Here is a 19,939-nt window from a genome sequence, read left to right as displayed (position 1 = left end):
ATGCAGGTCCGCCGTGGCGACATCTTTTATGCCGACCTCAGCCCGGTGGTGGGTTCGGAGCAGGGTGGTACCCGACCCGTATTAATCCTTCAAAATGATATTGGCAACCAGTACAGCCCCACCACCATTGTGGCGGCCATTACTTCTCAAATTGCCAAGGCCAAGCTTCCCACCCACGTGGAAATGCCCGCAAGTCCGGGCGGACTGGAGAAGGATTCGGTCATCCTGCTGGAACAGATTCGCACCATTGACAAGAGCCGCCTGATGGAAAAAGTCACCTCCTTAAGCCGCGAAACCATGCTCAAAGTGAACCATGCCGTAGAAATCAGCCTGGGCCTGGTGGACATATAGAGCGCCTGCAGCAGGTGCTTTTTCTTTTTGAGCGGGGGTGCTTTAATGCTGCCGTTAATTGGCATTACCTGCGCCTGGGATGAGGAAAAAATGCACTTTTTTTTAAGTCGCTTTTATACCAGGGCTGTGGAAGCCGCCGGCGGGTTACCGTTATTGCTGCCGTACACCGGAAGGGAGGCCGGTTTGAATACATGGCCGGAGCTTTTAGACGGGTTAATTCTCTCCGGGGGCGGCGATGTGGATCCCGTCCATTTCGGGGAAGAACCCCTGCCGGGTTGTGGAGAGATAAGCCCGGAGCGGGACGACTTTGAGCTGGGCCTGGCCCGCCGGGCGTTATCTTTGGGCCTGCCCGTCCTGGGTATTTGCAGGGGGGCCCAGGTATTGAATATTGCCGCCGGGGGGAATATTTATCAGGATATTGCTGCTCAGGTTCCGGGTTGTTTAAAGCACCACCAGCGGGCTCCCCGCTGGTGCGCCACCCACGGAATTATGGTGGAGGAAAACACCTGCCTGGCCGCTATATTTGGTGCAGGGGTTATGCGGGTGAACAGCTTTCACCACCAGGCGGTACGGCGGCCTGCTCCGGGGTTTATTGTTTCTGCCCGGTCCGTGGATGGTATTATCGAAGCCATAGAAAGCACCGCCCGGGGTTTTGCCCTGGGGGTGCAGTGGCATCCCGAAACCATGTGGGAGCGGGACGGGCGCTTTTTAGGTATCTTTGCGGCCCTGGTGGACGCCGGCCGGGAGTACAAAAAAGGCAAAAGGGGAGATGAGCAAGTATGCTGGCCATAACCGGTGGAAAAGTGATTACCATGACCGGACAAGTATATGAACCGGGCATGGTGCTTGTAGAGCGGGGCAAAATTGTCGCCGTAGGCCCTTTAAACGAGGTTCCAGCAGGTGTTGAGGTGGACGATGCCACCGGCTGTGTGGTAATGCCCGGGTTTATAGATGCCCACTGCCATGTGGGCGTGGCCGAGGAGATTTACCGGGAGGAGGGGGATGATACCAATGAATATACCGATCCGGTTACCCCTCACCTGCGGGCCATCGATGCCGTCTACCCTGCAGATTTGGGCTTTGAAGATGCCCGGGCCGGGGGAGTGACCACCGTGGCCACCGGTCCCGGCAGCGCCAATATCATCGGTGGGGAGATGGTGGCCCTCAAAACCGCCGGCCAGGTGGTCGACCGGATGGTGCTCCGGTCCCCGGTGGGCTTAAAGGCTGCCCTTGGTGAGAATCCCAAGCGCACTTACGGGCGCGAGAAAAAAATGCCCGCCACCCGTATGGCTTCGGCGGCCCTCTTAAGGGAGGCGCTGGCTAAAGCCCAGGATTACCAGCGCAAGCTGGAAGCGGCGGCGGCCGGGCGGGGTGAACGTCCCGACCGGGATCTAAAAATGGAGTCGCTGGTACGGGTGCTGCGGCGGGAAATTCCATTAAGGGTGCATGCCCACCGGGCCGATGACATTATGACCGCCCTGCGCATTGCCCGGGAATTCAATCTTTTGCTGGTAGTGGAGCATTGCACCGAAGGCTACCTGGTGGCGCAGGAGCTGGCGGCCCATGGGGTGATGGCCGTGGTGGGGCCGATGATTACCAACCGGGCCAAGGTAGAGCTGAAAGGGATTTCCCTGCAGACTCCCCGGGCCCTGGCCGGGGCTGGTGTCACTTTTGCCATCATGACCGACCACCCGGTGGTGCCCATTCAGTATCTGGCCCTATCCGCCGCCCTGGCCGTCCGGGGCGGGCTGCCGGAGGAAAGGGCCCTGCGGGCCATTACCCTGGATGCGGCCAGGATACTGGGCCTGGAAAACCGGTTGGGCAGCCTGGAGCCGGGTAAGGATGCCGATGTAGTCGTGCTAAACGGCCATCCCTTTGATCCCCGCACCCGGGTAATTAAAACCTATATTGATGGACGCCTGGTTTACAAGGATCTAACGTAGTTAATTCGGTAATGTTCTGCCCAGATAAAATAATATTAAAAACAAAAATGTTATCATTAATGAAATGGGAATGAGTAATATCATGGAAACAATAAAACCAGGTAGTGATTTTTTAAAGGAATATTGTTTGAATTATTTAAAAATATATCCATATGAGTGAAATCATTGTTTTATTAAGAATTTAGGGTAACATGGCAGGATTAAATGACTCTGTGTCGAACATGTAAAATTCAGAAACGGAAGGATTAAACTTCAATGTAAATTCATGTCATATTATGTCGGAGGTGCAGTGCGTGAGAAAAGAGACTCTTGATGTTCTAATAGTTGATGACCAACCCGGGGTGCGTTACTTATTGGACATACTTATCAGGGAATTTGGTCACCGGGTACATACCGCGGAGAACGGACTGGTGGCCATTGAGAAGGTGCGCCAGATTCACCCGGATGTTATTTTTATGGATGTAAGGATGCCTTTAATGGACGGCCTGGAGGCCCTGCGGCGCATTAGAAGGATTGCCCCGGACACCATTGTTATCATCATGACCGCCTATATTTCCGAACAGACCAAAGAGCAGGCACTGAAAAACGGGGCTCTTTGCTGCATGGCCAAACCCTTTGATATTGAAAAGGTTAAGGCATTGATCCAGGATTTGACCTGGAATCAAAAACAGAACTATTTTTGGAGCGAAAGTTACGTAATTTAAAATTTAAAGCAGGAAAAATTTTTTTGTTGACGAACAATTATACAATATACAAGTGAAAAGGTTTTATACCCATGGGGGTGCCCGGTACCGGCAAATCTCAGCTAATTTTAAGCTAGCATGAGGGGCCAGGGTTTTCTCGTGTTCGTGGGAGGTGCCGGGCTGAGAAAAGCGTTTCTCGCTTTACCCTTTGAACCTGATCTGGATCATACCAGCGTAGGGAAATGGGTGACCGGTAGCGTACTATACCCATCTCCTTATCAGGTGGATGGGTATTTTTTATGGGGGTGGTTCCATGGGAGATCTTTACCGGGTCCTGGATGCCAATTTTAACCGCGCCCGGGAAGGGTTGCGGGTGGTGGAAGAAGTAGCCCGTTTTGTTCTTGACGATGCCGGGATGACCATACGCATAAGGGATATGCGGCACCGCCTGGGTATATTGCAGGAAAGTTTTCCCGGACGGGGGGCGGTTCTGGTGCAGGCCCGGGATGTGGAGGGTGACGTGGCCGCCCCCGCTCCCCCGGCCACGGGAGAGGAAAAGACCAATCTTATACAGCTGGTGATGGCCAACTTTAAGCGGGTGCAGGAAGCTACCCGGGTGCTGGAGGAGTATGCCCGCCTTTTGCCGTTAACCGCTCCCTTCAAGGAGATCCGCTATGCAGCTTATTTGGTGGAAAAGGAAATGGTGAGCCGCCTGGTGCAGTTGGACGTGAGTGAAGCTCCCTATTGTAAACCGGGGGCCCGCAAAGTTGATTACAGCCTCTACGTGATTACGGGTGATAAGTTTAGCCGGGGCCGGCCGGTGGTAGAAGTGGCCCGGGCGGCTATTGAGGGCGGGGCAACAGTTTTACAGCTGCGGGAAAAAGATTTTACCGCCCGCCAGCTAATTGACGCCGGATACCAGCTGCGCCGCCTGACCCGGGAGAAAGGAGTAACCTTTATTGTCAACGACCGGGTGGATGTAGCCCTGGCGGTGGGGGCCGACGGTGTACATTTGGGCCAGGATGATCTGCCCATCGGCATGGCCCGGCGCATTCTCGGCCCCGGCAAAATTATCGGCATCTCCACCCACAGTGTGGAACAGGCTCTGGAGGCCCAGCGGCAGGGAGCGGACTATATCGGCGTAGGTCCCGTCTATGAAACCCGCACCAAGGATGATGTGCAGGCTCCGGTGGGTGTGGACCTGGTGCGCCAGGTGGCGTCGGTGGTAAGCATACCCAAAGTGGCCATCGGGGGCATCAAGGCACATAATGTAGAAGAGGTGATTGCCGCCGGGGCTGACGGGGTGGCGGTGATCACGGCAGTGGTGGCGGCAGAAGATGTATCCGGCGCTGCCCGCGAACTGCGTTCCCGGATCGATAATGCAAGGAGGTATTTGCCATGACTCAACTTTTAGCAGCCCGGGCAGGGGAAATAACGGCGGCCATGCGCCGGGTGTCTGAGAGAGAAAAAGTGCCGGTGGAGGAAATTTTAAAGAAGGTAGCTGCCGGAACGGTGGTTATTCCGGCCAATAAAAACCACGTCAGTCTTGATCCCTGCGGCATTGGAGAGGGGTTGCGGACGAAAATCAATGCCAACCTGGGCACATCCACCGCCTTTCCCGGCATTGAGGACGAATTAACCAAACTGGAAGCTGCTTTAAAGGCTGGAGCCGATGCGGTGATGGACCTGTCCACCGGAGGCGACCTGGACGGCTGCCGCCGGGCGATTCTTGCCAGGAGTTCCGTACCGGTGGGTACCGTGCCCATTTACCAGGCGGCTGTGGAAGCCCGGGAAAAACGGGGTGGTATTGTGAAGATGACGGCCGACGACCTTTTTGCCGTCATTGAAAAGCAGGCTGCCGATGGGGTGGACTTCATTACCGTGCACTGCGGGATCACCCTGGAGACCATTGGGCGCCTGCAAAGGCAGGGGCGCGTTACCGATATTGTCAGCCGGGGAGGCTCCTTTCTGGCCGGGTGGATGCTACACAACGAACGGGAGAACCCCCTTTACGAACAGTTTGACCGCTTGCTGGAAATATGCCTGCGTTACGATGTCACCTTGAGCCTGGGGGACGGCCTGCGGCCGGGATGCCTGGCCGATGCCACCGACCGGGCCCAGATCCAGGAGTTAATTGTACTGGGCGAACTGGTGGACCGGGCACGGGCGGCGGGTGTGCAGGCCATGGTGGAAGGGCCGGGGCATGTTCCCCTGGACCAGGTGGCCGCCAATGTACAGGTGCAAAAGACGTTGTGCAACGGGGCTCCTTTTTACGTCCTGGGCCCTCTGGTTACCGACGTGGCCCCCGGCTACGATCACATTACCGCCGCCATTGGGGGGGCGCTGGCCGCCATGGCCGGGGCGGACTTCTTATGTTACGTAACCCCTTCCGAACACCTGGGGCTGCCTACTATAGATGATGTAAAGGAAGGGGTGGTGGCGTCCCGCATTGCCGCCCACGCGGCGGACCTGGTCAAGGGTGTGCCGGGAGCCCGGGAATGGGATCTGGCTATGGCCCGGGCCCGCAAGGCCCTGGACTGGGAGGCCCAGATTAATCTGGCCATTGACCCGGAAAAAGCCCGGGCATATCGTGAGAAGCGCAATCCCGCCGGGACTAAGGCCTGCACCATGTGCGGCGACTTCTGTGCCATGGAGATTGTGGCCAGGTACCTGGGCGCGGAAAGGGTGGAAGAGTGCTAAAGGAATGCAATGTCGCTCGCTTCGTACAAAGCGGCGGCCATTTTCATCCTCTGTTGGTGGCTCTGAAAGCGTGATGGGTGTCTACATGGCATTAAGGGGGTGGTAGAGCTTTGAAGCTCGGCGATCTGGGCGAGTTTGGCCTCATAGACCGTTTGTCCCGGGATTTGATCAACCGGCCGGGTGAAGTGGTGCAGGGCATAGGGGATGACGCAGCGGTTTTAAACCTGGAAGGCCCCTGGTGGCTGCTGTTCACCACCGACATGCTGGTGGAAGGGGTCCACTTTTCGCTGGATTATGCCACCCCCGCCCAGGTAGGCATCAAGACTGTGGCGGTTAATGTGAGCGATATTGCGGCCATGGGTGGTTGGCCCGCCCATGGCGTGGTTTCCCTGGGCCTGCCCGCCCGCCTGTCCGTGGAGGAGGTGGAGGAACTTTACCAGGGTATCAGGCAGGCAGCGGGGGAATATAACCTCAACATCGTGGGCGGGGATACAGTGTTAAGTCCGGAGCGGCTGGTGATCAACGTGGCCCTGCTGGGGTTCGTGGAAAAAGGCCGGGCGGTCTACCGCAGCGGGGCCAGGGTGGGGGATTTGATCTACGTCACCGGCGGTCTGGGCAAATCCGCAGCCGGGCTGTACCTGTGCCGGCATCCGGATTTAACTATTGACCCCGGGATGGCAGCTTTCCTAAAGCGGGCTCACCTGGAGCCCCGGGCGAGATTGCGGGCCGGGCGGATTCTGTCCCGTGCCGGGGTTACGGCCATGGATGACGTCAGCGATGGCCTGGCCGCCGAACTGCGGGAAATCTGCCGGGCCAGCGGTGTGGGTTGCCGGGTGCGGGCGGAGGGTATTCCCGTGGATTTCCGGGTGAGAAGGGTGGCCGCCCTGGCCAATCACGATCCCCTGGATTGGGCCTTTTCCGGGGGGGAGGATTTTGAGCTTGTCTTTACCGTTCCACCGGATTTAGCCCGGGGTGTGGAGGAAAAGCTTGCGGCGGCCGGCGAAGAATGCCGGTGCATTGGTGAGGTCATCCCGGCGGAAAAGGGAATGGTTTTGGAACTGGCCGGCGGCCGCTGCGTCCCCCTGGAGGCCCGCGGCTACGATCACTTTGCCCCTTAGGCTAAGAATCCAAAGTGACGGTTTTACTGAATATTTATCCCAGGACAGGTTCGCAAGTAAATGTTTAGTCAGCCGCTTTAGGCACGGCGTTGTCCCGCTCACTCATGTGCTCCGCGTAAGATGCGCACCACGGTTCGCTTCGGGCCGGCTCTGGCTCTCTGCGGATTGCCCGTTACTAGTTTTGCTTCGTTGTAGGCTTTGACACCAATGTGTCTCAAACTTTTTTCGGTTAGTTAATCTTGCGTCCTCGAGAGCCGAGCCGGCAGCCTCGCTTCACCGGGTGCTGTTACCGGCGCTCCGCAAAATCGTTCGCTCTGGACAACGCCGTGCCTTTCTAGTTATCGCGGTTTAACTGAATATTTGCGCTCACAAAGAGTTTTGTCCCGGCCCGCCCATCGGTTATAATACTGGCAGGCTTCTTTTTTGCGTGGTAGAATACGAATCAGGTGGTCTCATGGCTTTGGTATGGCGAACCCGTTCTGCCGGGGAAACTGAAGAATTCGGCCGCCTTTTGGCCTCCGTCTTACTTCCGGGGGATGTCCTGTGCCTGCACGGTGATCTGGGTGCAGGGAAGACGGTACTGGCCCGGGGTATCGCCCGTGGCCTGGGGATCACGGGGCCGGTGACCAGCCCCACTTTTACTTTAATTAACGAATACTCCGGCCGGTTGCCCCTTTACCATATGGATGCCTACCGTTTGGACGGGCCCGGGGACATGGCCGACCTGGGCTATGAAGAATACTTCTATGGTGATGGAGTGACCCTGGTGGAGTGGGCGGGGCGGATCGAAGAAGTTTTGCCTTCCAAACGGCTGGACATTTACCTCAAAGGATTCCCCGGGGAACCGGAATTACGGGAAATTCTTCTCATTCCCCGGGGAAAGCGTTATGAAGAACTGGTGAAGGAGCTGAGCGCCCTTGTTTGTGCTGGGCATTGAAGCCGCCACCCCGGTGGCTGCAGTGGCGGTGGTCCACGGGGAAAGGGTGCTGGCCGAGCGGATGGTTAATAACCAGCGCACCCACTCGGTGAACCTCCTGCCCATGATCAAAGCGGTACTGGAAGATGCCCAAGTTACCCGTGAGGATCTGGGGGGCATCGCCGTTTCCTCGGGCCCCGGTTCCTTTACCGGCCTGCGCATAGGCATGGCCACGGCCAAAACCCTGGCCCAGGTCTGGGGATTGCCCATTGTGGGCATCAGCACCCTGGATGCCCTGGCGTACCCTTTAACAGGCCAAAGGGGGTTAATTTGCCCCATTCTTAACGCCCGGAAAGACGAGGTCTATGCGGCGATATATCGAACGGTCGAGGGGAAACTGGAACGCCTGGAAGGTCCCATGGCGGTCCGGCCTGAGGAACTTGTTCGACGCTTTGAACCCCTGGAGCTTCCCGTTACCGTGCTGGGCGACGGGGTTCCCATTTATGGCGAATTCTTTAAAAAACAACTAGGTAGCCGGGTTTTTCTGGCCCCGGGTAGTGCCCGCTGGCCCCGGGGTGCCCCGGTGGCCGAGCTGGGTTACCGGCTGCTGATGGCCGGGGAAGGTAGGGATCCCCTGGAGCTATTGCCCAACTACATCCGGTTATCCGAAGCTGAAGTGAAATGGCTTCAAAAACAAAAAGGGTAAGCCGGTGTATGCCTATGGAACTGACTTTTACCGAAATGTCCTGCGATCATCTGGATGAGGTACTGGCCATTGAGCAGGTCTCTTTTACCACTCCGTGGTCCCGCCATGCCTTTACATATGAATTGTTGCAAAACGAGTTTGCCGTATACATCGTCGTTCTGGCGGGTCAAAAGGTGGTCGGCTATGCCGGGATGTGGCTGGTTCTGGATGAGGCCCACGTGACCAATGTGGCCGTTCATCCCCAGTATCGCCGGCGCCATATAGGGCGGAAACTGATGCAGGAACTCATGCGCCGGGCGGTTACGCTGGGAGCCAGCCGTATGACCCTTGAGGTGCGCACCTCCAACTACGTGGCCCGGCACCTTTATGCATCCCTGGGTTTTGTGGAACGGGGCCGGCGCCGGGGATACTACACCGACACCAACGAGGACGCCGTGATCATGTGGAAGGACCCTCTTGGTGGTTTCACAGGAGGTGAGTACTAGATGAACCGTAACGTGCGCTTGCTGATTCGCCTGGCCGGCCTCGGGGTGGCCATGGTGGGGCTGCTGGCCAATTTGCCCGCGGGCTGGACCATTGGGCTGGTGGGTGTCGGTCTGGCCACTTTTTTGCTGGCCGGGGGTGGAGGGTGAAATTGCTAACAGTAGCGGGTTGGTAACCCGTTTCCGGGACCACGCTTTATGAGATTGTGCAAAAAGATATCTTCCTTAAATATATTCCCACAGTTTCCTGGGATATGTTATTAACGGATTTTCTTTTCACCTCTGGAGGTTGGTTGCATGCGCATATTTAATGACGTGACGGAATTGATTGGTTCCACGCCCCTGGTTCGTTTACGAAAGATGGCTTTCGGTCTACCTGCCGTTGTTTTGGCCAAGCTGGAGTACTTTAATCCCGGCGGAAGTGTTAAAGACCGAATAGCTTACAACATGATCCGTGAGGCGGAGGAAAAAGGGTTGATAACTAAGGACACCCTGATCATCGAGCCTACCAGCGGAAATACCGGCATTGGCCTGGCCATGGTTTGCGCGGCCCGGGGTTACCGGCTGGTGCTGACCATGCCTGAAACTATGAGTGTGGAGCGGCGCAGGCTTCTCGCCGCTTACGGGGCCGAAGTGGTCCTTACCCCCGGGAACGAGGGTATGGCCGGGGCCGTACGCAAAGCCCGGGAACTGGCGGCCTCCCATCCAAATGCCTTTATGCCACAACAATTTGCCAACCCGGCCAACCCGGCCGCCCACCGGGCCACAACCGCCGAAGAAATCTGGCGGGATACCGGAGGGGAAGTGGATTTCTTTGTGGCCGGTGTTGGTACTGGAGGTACCATTACCGGGGTGGCCTCCGTTCTGAAAGCCCGCCGCCCCTCCCTGAGGGCGGTGGCGGTGGAACCGGCCGCCTCACCGGTGCTTTCCGGCGGGAAGCCCGGCCCGCATAAAATTCAGGGCATCGGCGCGGGCTTTGTACCGGAAGTAATAGATATGGCTTTGCTGGACGAGATCATAAAGGTGGCCGATGAAGATGCGCTGGACACCGCCCGTCGCCTGGCCCGGGAGGAGGGCCTGCTGGTGGGTATTTCTGCGGGGGCGGCTGTCTGGGCGGCTTTACAGGTGGCCGGCAGGCCGGAAAACCGGGGTAAGATCGTGGTGGTTTTGCTCCCGGACACCGGGGAGCGTTACCTGTCCACTGAATTGTTTGGATAAGGCACAAAATCGTATTGGGTACCGCTTTAAGCAGATTTCCCCCAAAATTTGACTTAAAGATAATCCTGGGGATAAGTTTCGGATTTGCCGGATGAAGTTAACTTAACCTGCAGGAATTCCTCGTTCACCGATAGAATATAAACGGCAGCCCGGTCGTTCAAAGTAGGAGACAAATGAACATGCCCACAAAGGTATCTGAATGCCCGCTGCAACAAGATTCAGGCTTATTAACCACCGGCCTGGAGCGCCCCTTTGTCAATCCCTACCTGGCCATCCTGGTGGGGGTGGTGGGAGCCGCCTTTTCTTCCATCTTTACCAAACTCGCCATGGCTCCACCTCTGGTCATTGCCTTCTACCGGTTGGGGTTTACCGTGCTCATGATTGCTCCCATTGCCCTGACCAGGGGACGGGAAGAACTGCGCTCCATGGGCCGGCGTGACATAATGCTGGCCTGCCTTTCCGGCGTGCTGCTGGCATTGCATTTCACTGCCTGGATTACTTCCCTTGAGTACACATCCATTGCCAGCTCCACCGTGCTGGTCACCATGCAACCCTTATTTGTGGTTTTAGGTGGCTACCTTATCTTTAAAGAAAAAATCGCCCGCACGGGGCTTGTGGGGGCAGCCCTGGCTTTAACCGGCAGCACTATTGTGGGTGTGGGTGATTTTCAGATCGGCGGGCAGGCTTTCTGGGGAGATATCCTGGCTTTTGCCGGGGCCATTTTTATTGCCGGCTATGTATTGATCGGGCGCGGTTTACGGCACCGCCTGTCATTATTCCCGTACATTTTTGTTGTTTACGGGGCCAGTACCGTGACTTTGTTCCTGGGTGCGCTGCTCACCGGTTTGTCCTTTTTTCCTTACCCGCCCTCCACATGGCTGTGGTTTTTCCTCCTGGCCCTGGTTCCCACCATTTTCGGGCATACCATTTTTAACTGGGCCCTGCGTTATGTCAAGGCTGCCGTGGTCTCAGTGAGTATACTTGGCGAGCCGGTGGGGGCAACCATTCTGGCTTATATCATTTTTCACCAGGTACCTTCACCCTTACAGCTTGTGGGCGGGGCGATTATTATCACGGGTCTGGCCATTTTTATCCGGGCGGCAGCAGAAAAATAGATTATTCTATTTTGCGGCTGTGGGGGGCGTTCTGTGAATGGGCTTCATTTATTATCCACCAAAGCGGGCTGGGTTGGTACTGCCTGGGGTAAGCAGGGGCTGCTGGTCCTGACATTTCCCCGTCCAAGCCGGGAGGAAGCCCTGACTGCCCTGCAGGATGAACCAATGCCTGTAAGAATTAATGAAACCAGCGAGCCTGCGCTAAAAAGGTGGCCTCCGCTCCTGGAAGAAAAGTTGGATCAATATTTCCAGGGCCGGCCGGTTTCCTTTACGGATATTCCCGTGGATCTTTCCTGGTGCCCCCCCTTTGTGGCCCGGGTGCTGGGTTTCGTACGGCACATCGGGTACGGTGAATTATGGTCGTACCAGCAGGTGGCGGCAGCCGTCGGGAATCCCCGGGCCGCCCGGGCCGTGGGCGGGGCTTTGGGGGCCAACCGGGTTCCACTGGTCATCCCCTGCCACCGGGTAATCCGCCAGGATGGATCACCCGGCGGTTTTGGCGGCGGTTTGCCCTTAAAACTGCAGCTGTTGCAGCTCGAAGGCGTACGACCCGGTCCCACCGGGCGATACCAATTGACAAATGACTCTGTTTGCGTTAATATAAGTAAGGCGCCGGGTTAGTCGAATGAGACAACAGAAAAGTGCTGGTGTGGCTCAGGGGTAGAGCAGCGCACTCGTAATGCGCAGGTCGTCGGTTCGAATCCGACCACCAGCTCCAAAAAAGCTAGACGCCGCAAGGGTTTGCGGCGTTTATTGTTTATTATATTACATTGTCTTGCTTCATTCAGAAGGGAAAATAAAAATGGATATCGTATATTAACTTTTGGGTGCAGGTATCTTGTCCGCAGACATGCTTTGGTACCGGTGGTTATGAATTTTGTTTACATCGAAAACTGGTGAATGATGGCATTTAAACGGAATTTCATGTCTAATTTTTGTTAAAAAGGGAGTCGAAAGGAATGATCGGGAAGATAAAAATGTTGGACCATTGTGATAGAACACATGTTCTCTTCGGTATTAAATGCAATAAATACCAAAACCTCTCATTTTCTTGGCGGGGCTTGTATAGAAAAGCTTCCACTTCCTGCTTACTTACCCTCCAAATCGCCTACCGAGATAATTCCTCTCTGCTCCTTCTGGTTGCTGGCGGAGCACGTCATGTCCGTTCTTATCCACACGGGCCTGTTTTGTATTTTCTCTCATCATATTTCCCATACCTAACAGGATCTTCAGGGGCTGAATTTTTCGCTGGTCGAAAATTTTCTGTGTTCTGGCGGTGTTGAATCAGCCTTTTCACTGTTAAATTAAAAACTTTATTGTCTTTATTGTGTTAAAGGCAAACCACTCGAAAGGGTGGGGCGCAAAGCCATGGGTCTGCAGCCCTAAAGGGTATGACTGCCAGGCTGCCGCGATAAAGGTATTGATTGTTTTCTGTTTTCTTTTTAATGATGTTTTTGTTGCGGCAGCCTGGTCAGGCTGCCGTTCCTGCTTATAAAAGTATGTTTACCCATTTGGGGTATAGAGGTCGACTCTAACAGAGCCAATGGCTGGGACGTTTGCTGGCAGTATTGTGGCAATTGAAAGGGCATGGGGCCGGGAGGGGCTGAAAGGCAGAAGGGTGGTGAAAAAATGCAACGGTGTCTTGAGTGCGCAAAGAAAGAACCGGACCGTCCTTGTGTGGAGTGCCAGTATTTTGTCCAGCTAAGCCCCCTTCGCCGGGTGCCTTCGCCGCCTGTCCGGGTGTTACTGGAAGATGAGCATGGCAGGCATTATCCGGCCCGCATCCTGGTGTTAAATACCACGGAGTTTGGGCTGGAAACGGAAGCTCCTGTTCCGGGCCGGTATGTAATCAGGCTGCAGGAAAACTTGTGGGTCGAGGTGGCCGGGGTACCGTTCAAAGGGAAAAATAACGTCCACGTTTTTGATATCCTGTGTGTCCACCGGAAGCAGGGGACTGCCCGTCGTCTTAGCAGGGAGGAGTATCAGTTGCTGGCCGGAAGCGCCGGCGAGCTAATACAGGAGATTTCCCGGCACTTGCCGGAGCACCTTCAGGACCTGGTCAGGGAGAAACTGCTGGCTGAGGTGGAGAAATCCGAACTAATTAACGCTCTCAGGGTGGGGAAGGTGATGAAATATGAAGGAGGGCGCTTCTGCTACCTTTCGGGCCAGGCTGACCTGGACCTGCCTATGGAAGAAGCGGAAAAACTGATGCGCCAGGCTATCCGCAAGGCCGAACACCGCCGCGAGGTGATCATTAGCGCTGACGGGCAAAAGGTGTTTGACCTTCACGGCGTGCCTTTCGACCACAGGAGCGGTGGACTGCTGGCCTTTGACATCACCGAGGTGATTGAAAAGGAGAGAAAGATGCACCAGCAGGAGATGCAGGCTTACCGGGAGGCCATAGCGGCGGTAACGGGGGGCCGGTTATACCTGGTGAATAGTGGAGAAATGGAAAAAGTGATCTCAGAAGGGACGGAACTGGCCAGGGGTGAGGTCCGGCAGACCCATGACATTCCGGAAGCCCGCCGGGCAATGCGGGAAGCCTTGCCTGTTCTCGACAGCCGCAGGCAGCACGCGATTGCCTTGTGCTTGACAGAGGCGCTGGCCAATGCTCTCAAACATGCAGGGGGCGGTTGCTGGCAAGCCAGGCAGTCAGGGGACACCGTCAGGATTATCGTTCAGGACCGGGGTCCGGGAATCAAAACCAGCGAATTGGCCCGGGCAACGCTGATGCAACATTATTCAACCAAGAATTCCCTGGGGTGTGGATTTACCCTGATGCTCTACTATGCGGACCACCTCTACCTTAATACAGGACCGTCAGGTACCGCCCTGGCCCTGGACTTCGGCATTAAAACCGGACAAGACCAATGAAAGAGGGGGTGATTTTGTTGCTGAAAGTAGATGTTTACGTTGACAGGGGGGTGTGCCGGCTGGTGCTGAACGGTGAATTGGACGTGGAAACAGTAGCGCAGTTGCAAGAAGTTGTTGGGAAAGTGGGAGAACACACGCTGGAAGTTGACCTGTCGGGCGTTTCTTTCGTTGATTCCACCGGTTTGAAAAGTTTGCTGGACATTAGCAACGACTGGCGGCAAAAAGGGGGCCAGATGCTGATTTTGAGGCCGCAACCTGATGTGGCGGAGGTGATGCGGCTGGTAGGGTTGGACAGGCTCCTGGCGCAAAACACCGCTCCGGGCGGAGAAGAGAGGTAGGAGCAGGATGGGAGAAGTGATTACAGGGAATGGAAAAATACTAAGGGCTTACGGGTTGGAAGTTAGTGGGTGTAGCCTGCCTGCCGAACAGGTCGGGGGGGATTTTTTTGAGTTTATTTCCTGCGACGAGAGAACCGTGTTTGCCGTCATCGGAGACGTAATGGGTAAAGGATTCCATGCGGCCCGGCTGATGGAAACAATCCGCCATATGCTCCGGGAGTGTATCAGGATTAATCCCCATCCTCTGGAGGTGGTGCGCCGGTTAAACAGGGTGGGAGGGGATGAACTGCGGAAATGCGGGGCTTTTGCCACCCTATGCCTGCTGTGTTACGACGGGATAGCTGGACGCCTCTCCTGTGTCAATGCAGGGCACCACCCTCCCCTCCTTCTATCTGACGGCAAGGTGAAAGTGGCCCGGTGCCGGGGAGTCGCCCTGGGCCTGCTGGAAGATTACCTCGGGTCAGGGGTGGAGGAATTTTTTCTTGCCGACGGAGATGCGGTGGTGCTGTATACCGATGGACTTGTGGAGGCCTGTGGCCCGGGCGAGCAAAGGTACGGGCAGGAACGATTGAAGGAGATAGTTCGCCTTCAGAATGGTGCTGATGCAGACAGGATGAAACAAAACATTTTATCTGACCTGGAGACATTTACCCGCGGTTTTTCCCAAAAGGATGACGTGACACTGGTTGTTATGAAGGTGACGGGAAAGGGAGGTGAAAGGGGTGGAGATTAGAGTCCGGCAAAAGAAAGAGATGGTAATCCTGGAGGTGGAAGGCGAACTGGATTTCAGCAACGTGGAGCAGTTGCAACAGGAAATTCAGCGACGGACGGAAGAAGTGGTGGAGATAGATCTGCAGGGACTTCGGTTCATAGACTCTTCCGGGGTGGGAATGCTCCTGAGTCAGGTCAGACACCTGTACAAGCAGGGGCGTACCTTGAGAATTGTTCGTATCCCCGATTTTATTCGAGAAGACCTGGAAGTAATAGGTTTTTTTCAAGTACTGGAAGCTCTTAAGACAAATCCCAACGCTTAGCAGGAGGTGGGTTCCTTATGAAATATAAAGAAGAGACTATCCGGGGCTCCCCCGCAGCAACAGCGAGTAAAGTGGACAATGCTTTTCCGGATGGAGAATCGGTGGGTCCATATGCTTTTGTGAAACAGGGGCGCCTTGTTGTCCGGCACCGGCCGGAGGGACCTTACCCGGTGGTGGTACCTTGTCCGGGGGTAAGGCTGATTGTTAACGGCCGGGAGTGCACTCAACCCACCCCCGTATCCATGAAGGATACGGTGCGGGTGGAAACGGTGGAAGAGCGTAGAGAAGGGAGCTGGTCTGTATCCGTTTCTTCCGATGGTCTACAAGCGATATTGCGAACGCGCCCTGCGGTGGTAGTTCATCGGGAACTGCCGGATCTCCCGCCTGCCAGGGTACTGCAACTGAAGGTAGTGGAACGGGAAGAACGTTTTCCACCACTCACTAAGGACGAACTATTGCGGGAGTTGTCCCGGTTGGGGATTAACTATGGCGTAGACTGGGAAGCATGTTCTCGCGGTGTTGCATCCTGTGTTGAAGAGGAGGTGGTTATCGCCCGGGGTATTCCTGCAGAATCGGGAAAAGACGGCCGGGTAGAATTGCTTTTTTCCTCTATTTCCAAGGTGCCGGTACTGGCGGGGGAAGACGAAGCGGTGGATTTCCGGGAACGCTATGTTTTTACTTCGGTGGAGGCGGGAGACGTCCTGGCTGTCAAACACCCGCCTGAGCCGGGTCGTCCCGGCACCAGCGTCAAGGGTGAGGTAATTGTGCCGCCGTCGCCCCGGGACTTCATCCTTTCGGTAGGCGAAGGAGCGGTGCTTACCAGGGATGGTGAACGGGCCGTAGCGGCCCGGGCTGGACGTCCTGTGGCTTCCCGCTGGCGCGACCTGGTGAGAGTAAGCGTATTGCCTGAACTGGTGCATGCTGGTGACGTAGACCTTGCTTCAGGTAACATTGTCTTCAAAGGAGATATCCTGATTGCTGGAAATGTGGCAGAAGGGATGGTGGTAGAAGCGGGCGGGAATGTCAGGGTGGGAGGGTTGGTCTCCGGCGCGAGGGTTCAAGCCACGGGGTCCGTCGTGATCAGGATGAATATCCTGTCATCGGTGGTAATCGCAGGAGGAGTTCCTGCTTTCCTGCAAGGAATGTTGCCACAGGTTCATACCCTGGCGACCGGTTTGCAGGAGATGACCATGGCTATCCGGCAGTTACTGGGTCACCCGGCGTTCAAGCAGGGCGATCTTAAACGCGGCATCGGCCCCCTGGTAAAGCTACTGCTGGAGGGGAAGTTTAGCCACCTTCCCGCTGCCGCCAATACCTTCAAGAAACAGGTTAAAAACATGCCTCCGGGAATGGTCGCTGAAGGCCTGGAAGAGTTTGTCCGGGAAGTCGAACGGGCGCTGGTTCGTTCCCCTCTGGCCGTGCGTGACCTCCGGGAACTCGAAATATTGGCCCGGCGAGCCGGGGAATGGGAACAGGCCTTTGCGTCCCCGCCGTCTGCAGAAAGTGATGTGGTGGCGTCAAGTGTCCACAATTCCACCGTAGTAGCTACCGGCGATGTCCGGGTGGTGGGGAGTGGTTGTTATAATTCCCGGATCCAGGCTGGCAAGAGAGTGACTGTATCCGGGGTATTTCGCGGTGGCGAGATACAGGCTGGCGGGGATGTGCATGTGGGAGAGCTGGGGTCCAGAGGTGGGGCCACCACGAGGGTGGTGACTGGCCCGGCAGCCGTGGTTACCGTAGGATATGCCTTTGAGAACACTTCTATAGTGGTGGGCGGCCTGGTTTATCGTTTTGATAGGGAGGAAAAAGGCATCCGCCTCTGGTTGGATAAAGAAGGGAACCTCAGGTCCAGAGGAATTCCAGCTTGGGAAATTGCAGATCTGCCGCAAAACCGTCGCTGATTCTGATGGACTCCATTAGTAGAAAGCCGGGCGCCATTTTTTTGCGCCCGGCCTGAAGGTTGTTTTTACTGGGCCTGATAGGGGAAGAAGCCCTTGCCGAAGAACAGCAGGATCAGAATCAAGAAGAGAATGAAGGAGAATTGGCCGTAGTAGTAGTAGCCGGGATCAGGAGCCATATAGTTGCCTCCTTTCTATTTTTTGTATATTGTTGGTTTCAATAATAGGGTATGAACGAAGCCTGAAAAAGGTGCAGGGCTTAAGATAAAGTTGGAGACTGGTTCCAACTTGTTTAATGGATAGGGTGGGGATTCCAAAAGCTCAGTACCGTGGTATAATTAAAAAGAGATGAAAAGCTCCGGAGAACACCCGGTTGCGCCGGCAACCTGCACGGAGCGATTATGAGGTGGTGGGGGTTCCTTGATATCGCGGGGGGAGTATCATTTTTATCTTTACTTTCCGGAAGGGGCAGAGCAAGTGGGGGCCTATTTTGCCAGCCGCCTGCCGGGGGTAGGAAAGGTACCGTGGTTTATTTGTGAAACTCTTTCCTGTTTGTTTGATGACCTGGGAGAGATTAATCCCGACTATCCCGGTTTTAAGAAGATGTCAGAGCATTTTGTCCTCTCCATGTTCGGCAGCGATGGCCAGCCGGTGGGGTTCTGCGTATTTATCCCGGAACGATTGGACTTGGTTCAGATTGATATTATACTGATCAAAAAAGAATTGCGGGAAAGGGGATTGGGCAGGTTACTGCTGGGTTACCTGGAGCAGGCGTTGGAACAGGGCACTATTCTGTATGTCAGACAGGTAACTAACACAGGCAGGAAATTTTTCACCCGTTGTGGCTTTGCTCGAGATGTACAACTATTTAAAGTATTAAATCACAATAATCGTTTGCTCAAAGAAAAAACCTGCTATACGCCGGCCGTTTATGCCTGCGTATAATTGGTCAGTATCCGTCGCTACCATAAATTTACACCAAAATCTCCTTGACTTTTGGGAACGGGATTGTTATAATAACAAATGCTGACGGAGCAGGGGCACACCGGGAAGAGGTGTCGTTCCTGTGCGCAGCAGCATGTGGTGGATGTAGCTCAGTTGGTTAGAGCACCAGGTTGTGGCCCTGGGGGTCGTGGGTTCGAGTCCCATCTTCCACCCCACGCTGGGGCGTAGCCAAGCGGTAAGGCAGCGGGCTTTGGACCCGCCATTCGTTGGTTCGAATCCAGCCGCCCCAGCCAAACAAGACAGTAGTAGTTGGTCGCATCAGGCAATTATTTCTGCCAGCGGCCAACTATAATTTTATATTTATGGAATTAAGTGGGCCATTAGCTCAGCTGGTAGAGCACCTGACTTTTAATCAGGGAGTCGGAGGTTCGAGTCCTCCATGGCTCACCAGTTTTTATGCGGGCGTGGCGGAATGGCAGACGCGCCGGACTTAGGATCCGGTGGGGCAACCCGTGGGAGTTCAAGTCTCCCCGCCCGCACCAAAAACAGAAAAATCAAGGGCCTGCGTTCCTGGGATCAAATACCACCGGCTACGGGAAAAGTCTAGTCCGGTGGTATTAAAAAGGTACGCAAACCACACCGGATTCAGCCTCCTTCGGTTACCCGTTACGTAAAAACCTGGGTAGCGAAGGAGGTTTGCTTTTTATGGCGAAGGGAAAAGTTTTAATTGTTAGCTTCTTGAAATCGCGCTTTGGGCGTACCCCAACAATTCTTTGCCATTCCCGCCGTGTTCCGGGTAAACCGCCAGGCCAAAGCGCCACCCTTTTTCAGCCACCCACTCCTGCAGCTTTTTTATTACTGTGGCTGCTCCTTCCTTATCTGTTAAGGGAAGTACCAGCGCCAGGAGGTTATCATCAAGCATCAGTACCTCGTCAATTTCACGCAGCTTTTTCTGCAGAAGCCTCTTTATACTTGCTGTGTTGAACCTGCCGGCTGCTGTTCTCTGCGCCAGCACCAGGGAAAATTTTGAATTTCCTCTCTTGGCGCGGTTAATTTCTAACCTAAGCATCCTTTCTAAAATTTCGCGGGGGTCTTCGCTGCGTCCAATAAGCCTTTCAACCCGCTGCAGTAATTGTTCGGAGCTGAAAGGCTTGCAAAGGTATTCGATGGCGCCCACCTGGATGGCCTGCTTAACCGTGGATATCTTTGCTTCAACAGTCAAGATCATCACCGGAACGTAGCGGTAATGCGGGATGGCCTTTATTTTTTCTATAGTGGTCAGGCCGTCGATACCGGGCAGGTTAATGTCTACAATAACAAGATCAAATGGATCAAGCCTTTCCCTTATTTTGACCAGGGCTTCTTCCCCGCTGGCCGCCTCTGCTACTTCATAACCGTTGTTTTCTAGAAGTCTTCTGGAATAAAACCTGGTTAATGTAGAGTCTTCCACCAGAAGTATCGATCCTTTGCTGCGGCTTAAAAACCCCACCCCGTCTCACTCCTGTAAGTCCAGATTAGATAGTAGGGCCTTTTTTCTACATCAAAACAAAAAATTCCTGCATTAGAAAATATAGATCCTACCTTATCTGGAGGAGGTTCGCATTTTACGGCGAAAGAC

General features: G+C 55.0%; 21 protein-coding genes, 5 tRNA genes and 2 riboswitches. Of the genes, 25 read left to right on the top strand and 1 reads right to left on the bottom strand.

Features of this window, described 5'->3' with window-relative positions:
• From G7K71_RS03940 to G7K71_RS03820, 25 genes are all read left to right on the top strand, one after another.
• Window positions 1–351, top strand: coding sequence for a type II toxin-antitoxin system PemK/MazF family toxin (locus G7K71_RS03940; RefSeq protein WP_013821671.1), 351 nt, complete (start codon window positions 1–3; stop codon window positions 349–351).
• Window positions 352–396: 45 nt separating this feature from the next.
• Entirely contained in the window at window positions 397–1,143 is a 747-nt protein-coding gene (locus G7K71_RS03935; RefSeq protein ID WP_166343662.1) for a gamma-glutamyl-gamma-aminobutyrate hydrolase family protein, read from the top strand.
• A complete protein-coding gene (locus G7K71_RS03930) occupies window positions 1,131–2,294 on the top strand; it encodes an amidohydrolase (RefSeq protein ID WP_166343660.1) in 1,164 nt (387 codons plus the stop codon). Before G7K71_RS03935 ends, G7K71_RS03930 begins: the two co-directional genes overlap by 13 nt.
• A 293-nt stretch (window positions 2,295–2,587) precedes the next feature.
• Window positions 2,588–2,998, top strand: a complete 411-nt coding sequence (locus G7K71_RS03925) for a response regulator (protein ID WP_313884882.1) — start codon at window positions 2,588–2,590, stop codon at window positions 2,996–2,998.
• Between the two features lie 63 nt (window positions 2,999–3,061).
• Window positions 3,062–3,236: riboswitch (TPP riboswitch) on the top strand.
• Between the two features lie 54 nt (window positions 3,237–3,290).
• Window positions 3,291–4,379, top strand: a complete 1,089-nt coding sequence (locus tag G7K71_RS03920; RefSeq protein ID WP_166343656.1) for a thiamine phosphate synthase — start codon at window positions 3,291–3,293, stop codon at window positions 4,377–4,379.
• Window positions 4,376–5,677: a phosphomethylpyrimidine synthase ThiC gene (thiC, locus tag G7K71_RS03915; RefSeq protein WP_166343654.1), complete on the top strand. Its 1,302-nt coding sequence runs from the start codon at window positions 4,376–4,378 to the stop codon at window positions 5,675–5,677. Before G7K71_RS03920 ends, thiC begins: the two co-directional genes overlap by 4 nt.
• Before the next feature lie 110 nt (window positions 5,678–5,787).
• On the top strand, window positions 5,788–6,795 hold the full coding sequence (thiL, locus tag G7K71_RS03910) for a thiamine-phosphate kinase (protein WP_166343652.1): 1,008 nt from the start codon (window positions 5,788–5,790) through the stop codon (window positions 6,793–6,795).
• A gap of 454 nt (window positions 6,796–7,249) precedes the next feature.
• On the top strand, window positions 7,250–7,732 hold the full coding sequence (tsaE, locus tag G7K71_RS03905) for a tRNA (adenosine(37)-N6)-threonylcarbamoyltransferase complex ATPase subunit type 1 TsaE (RefSeq protein WP_166343650.1): 483 nt from the start codon (window positions 7,250–7,252) through the stop codon (window positions 7,730–7,732).
• Window positions 7,713–8,417 carry a tRNA (adenosine(37)-N6)-threonylcarbamoyltransferase complex dimerization subunit type 1 TsaB gene (tsaB, locus tag G7K71_RS03900; RefSeq protein ID WP_166343648.1) on the top strand — a complete coding sequence of 235 codons (705 nt, stop codon included), beginning with the start codon at window positions 7,713–7,715 and terminating at the stop codon, window positions 8,415–8,417. The genes tsaE and tsaB overlap by 20 nt, the downstream gene beginning before the upstream one ends.
• Window positions 8,418–8,425: 8 nt before the next feature.
• Window positions 8,426–8,902 carry a ribosomal protein S18-alanine N-acetyltransferase gene (gene rimI, locus G7K71_RS03895; RefSeq protein ID WP_207712625.1) on the top strand — a complete coding sequence of 159 codons (477 nt, stop codon included), beginning with the start codon at window positions 8,426–8,428 and terminating at the stop codon, window positions 8,900–8,902.
• Complete coding sequence (locus G7K71_RS03890; RefSeq protein ID WP_013821681.1) at window positions 8,903–9,049, top strand: hypothetical protein; 147 nt, start codon at window positions 8,903–8,905, stop codon at window positions 9,047–9,049.
• A 147-nt stretch (window positions 9,050–9,196) separates the two neighbouring features.
• Window positions 9,197–10,117, top strand: a complete 921-nt coding sequence (cysK, locus tag G7K71_RS03885) for a cysteine synthase A (RefSeq protein ID WP_166343646.1) — start codon at window positions 9,197–9,199, stop codon at window positions 10,115–10,117.
• Between the two features lie 179 nt (window positions 10,118–10,296).
• The gene (locus G7K71_RS03880; protein ID WP_243174551.1) at window positions 10,297–11,232 is read left to right on the top strand and encodes a DMT family transporter; all 936 of its coding nucleotides are present in this window, start codon (window positions 10,297–10,299) and stop codon (window positions 11,230–11,232) included.
• A gap of 33 nt (window positions 11,233–11,265) precedes the next feature.
• A complete protein-coding gene (locus G7K71_RS03875; protein ID WP_166343644.1) occupies window positions 11,266–11,853 on the top strand; it encodes a methylated-DNA--[protein]-cysteine S-methyltransferase in 588 nt (195 codons plus the stop codon).
• A 22-nt stretch (window positions 11,854–11,875) separates the two neighbouring features.
• Window positions 11,876–11,950 (top strand) — tRNA-Thr (locus G7K71_RS03870).
• Window positions 11,951–12,557: 607 nt separating this feature from the next.
• Window positions 12,558–12,643, top strand: a riboswitch (cyclic di-GMP riboswitch).
• Window positions 12,644–12,861: 218 nt separating this feature from the next.
• The gene (locus tag G7K71_RS03865; RefSeq protein ID WP_166343642.1) at window positions 12,862–14,106 is read left to right on the top strand and encodes an ATP-binding protein; all 1,245 of its coding nucleotides are present in this window, start codon (window positions 12,862–12,864) and stop codon (window positions 14,104–14,106) included.
• 17 nt (window positions 14,107–14,123) lie between these two features.
• Window positions 14,124–14,444, top strand: coding sequence for an STAS domain-containing protein (locus tag G7K71_RS03860; protein ID WP_013821686.1), 321 nt, complete (start codon window positions 14,124–14,126; stop codon window positions 14,442–14,444).
• A gap of 7 nt (window positions 14,445–14,451) precedes the next feature.
• Window positions 14,452–15,177, top strand: coding sequence for a PP2C family protein-serine/threonine phosphatase (locus G7K71_RS03855; RefSeq protein WP_166343640.1), 726 nt, complete (start codon window positions 14,452–14,454; stop codon window positions 15,175–15,177).
• Window positions 15,167–15,478 carry an STAS domain-containing protein gene (locus G7K71_RS03850; RefSeq protein ID WP_313884881.1) on the top strand — a complete coding sequence of 104 codons (312 nt, stop codon included), beginning with the start codon at window positions 15,167–15,169 and terminating at the stop codon, window positions 15,476–15,478. The genes G7K71_RS03855 and G7K71_RS03850 overlap by 11 nt, the downstream gene beginning before the upstream one ends.
• Before the next feature lie 17 nt (window positions 15,479–15,495).
• Window positions 15,496–17,379: a DUF342 domain-containing protein gene (locus G7K71_RS03845; RefSeq protein WP_166343636.1), complete on the top strand. Its 1,884-nt coding sequence runs from the start codon at window positions 15,496–15,498 to the stop codon at window positions 17,377–17,379.
• Between the two features lie 417 nt (window positions 17,380–17,796).
• Window positions 17,797–18,321 carry a GNAT family N-acetyltransferase gene (locus tag G7K71_RS03840; RefSeq protein WP_166343634.1) on the top strand — a complete coding sequence of 175 codons (525 nt, stop codon included), beginning with the start codon at window positions 17,797–17,799 and terminating at the stop codon, window positions 18,319–18,321.
• Between the two features lie 138 nt (window positions 18,322–18,459).
• Window positions 18,460–18,536 (top strand) — tRNA-His (locus G7K71_RS03835).
• 3 nt (window positions 18,537–18,539) lie between these two features.
• Window positions 18,540–18,614: transfer RNA gene (locus G7K71_RS03830), tRNA-Gln, on the top strand.
• Between the two features lie 81 nt (window positions 18,615–18,695).
• Window positions 18,696–18,771 (top strand) — tRNA-Lys (locus tag G7K71_RS03825).
• Between the two features lie 8 nt (window positions 18,772–18,779).
• Window positions 18,780–18,863 (top strand) — tRNA-Leu (locus tag G7K71_RS03820).
• A 188-nt stretch (window positions 18,864–19,051) separates the two neighbouring features.
• Here G7K71_RS03820 and G7K71_RS03815 read toward each other — a convergent pair.
• Window positions 19,052–19,810, bottom strand: coding sequence for a response regulator (locus G7K71_RS03815; protein WP_166343633.1), 759 nt, complete (start codon window positions 19,808–19,810; stop codon window positions 19,052–19,054).
• Window positions 19,811–19,939 lie beyond the last annotated feature (129 nt).

Origin of the sequence: Desulfofundulus sp. TPOSR (genome assembly GCF_011393055.1) — a bacterium.
GTDB classification, from domain to species: Bacteria; Bacillota; Desulfotomaculia; order Desulfotomaculales; family Desulfovirgulaceae; genus Desulfofundulus; species Desulfofundulus kuznetsovii.
Note: the sequence above shows the minus strand (reverse complement) of the source record. Positions and strands in the feature narration are given on the sequence as shown.

Coding starts and splice junctions, on each gene's coding strand:
- G7K71_RS03940 (WP_013821671.1), top strand. CDS start 1: ATGCAGGTCCGCCGTGGCGACATCTTTTATGCCGACCTCAGCCCGGTG.
- G7K71_RS03935 (WP_166343662.1), top strand. CDS start 397: ATGCTGCCGTTAATTGGCATTACCTGCGCCTGGGATGAGGAAAAAATG.
- G7K71_RS03930 (WP_166343660.1), top strand. CDS start 1,131: ATGCTGGCCATAACCGGTGGAAAAGTGATTACCATGACCGGACAAGTA.
- G7K71_RS03920 (WP_166343656.1), top strand. CDS start 3,291: ATGGGAGATCTTTACCGGGTCCTGGATGCCAATTTTAACCGCGCCCGG.
- thiC (WP_166343654.1), top strand. CDS start 4,376: ATGACTCAACTTTTAGCAGCCCGGGCAGGGGAAATAACGGCGGCCATG.
- tsaE (WP_166343650.1), top strand. CDS start 7,250: ATGGCTTTGGTATGGCGAACCCGTTCTGCCGGGGAAACTGAAGAATTC.
- rimI (WP_207712625.1), top strand. CDS start 8,426: ATGCCTATGGAACTGACTTTTACCGAAATGTCCTGCGATCATCTGGAT.
- G7K71_RS03890 (WP_013821681.1), top strand. CDS start 8,903: ATGAACCGTAACGTGCGCTTGCTGATTCGCCTGGCCGGCCTCGGGGTG.
- cysK (WP_166343646.1), top strand. CDS start 9,197: ATGCGCATATTTAATGACGTGACGGAATTGATTGGTTCCACGCCCCTG.
- G7K71_RS03880 (WP_243174551.1), top strand. CDS start 10,297: ATGCCCACAAAGGTATCTGAATGCCCGCTGCAACAAGATTCAGGCTTA.
- G7K71_RS03865 (WP_166343642.1), top strand. CDS start 12,862: ATGCAACGGTGTCTTGAGTGCGCAAAGAAAGAACCGGACCGTCCTTGT.
- G7K71_RS03855 (WP_166343640.1), top strand. CDS start 14,452: ATGGGAGAAGTGATTACAGGGAATGGAAAAATACTAAGGGCTTACGGG.
- G7K71_RS03845 (WP_166343636.1), top strand. CDS start 15,496: ATGAAATATAAAGAAGAGACTATCCGGGGCTCCCCCGCAGCAACAGCG.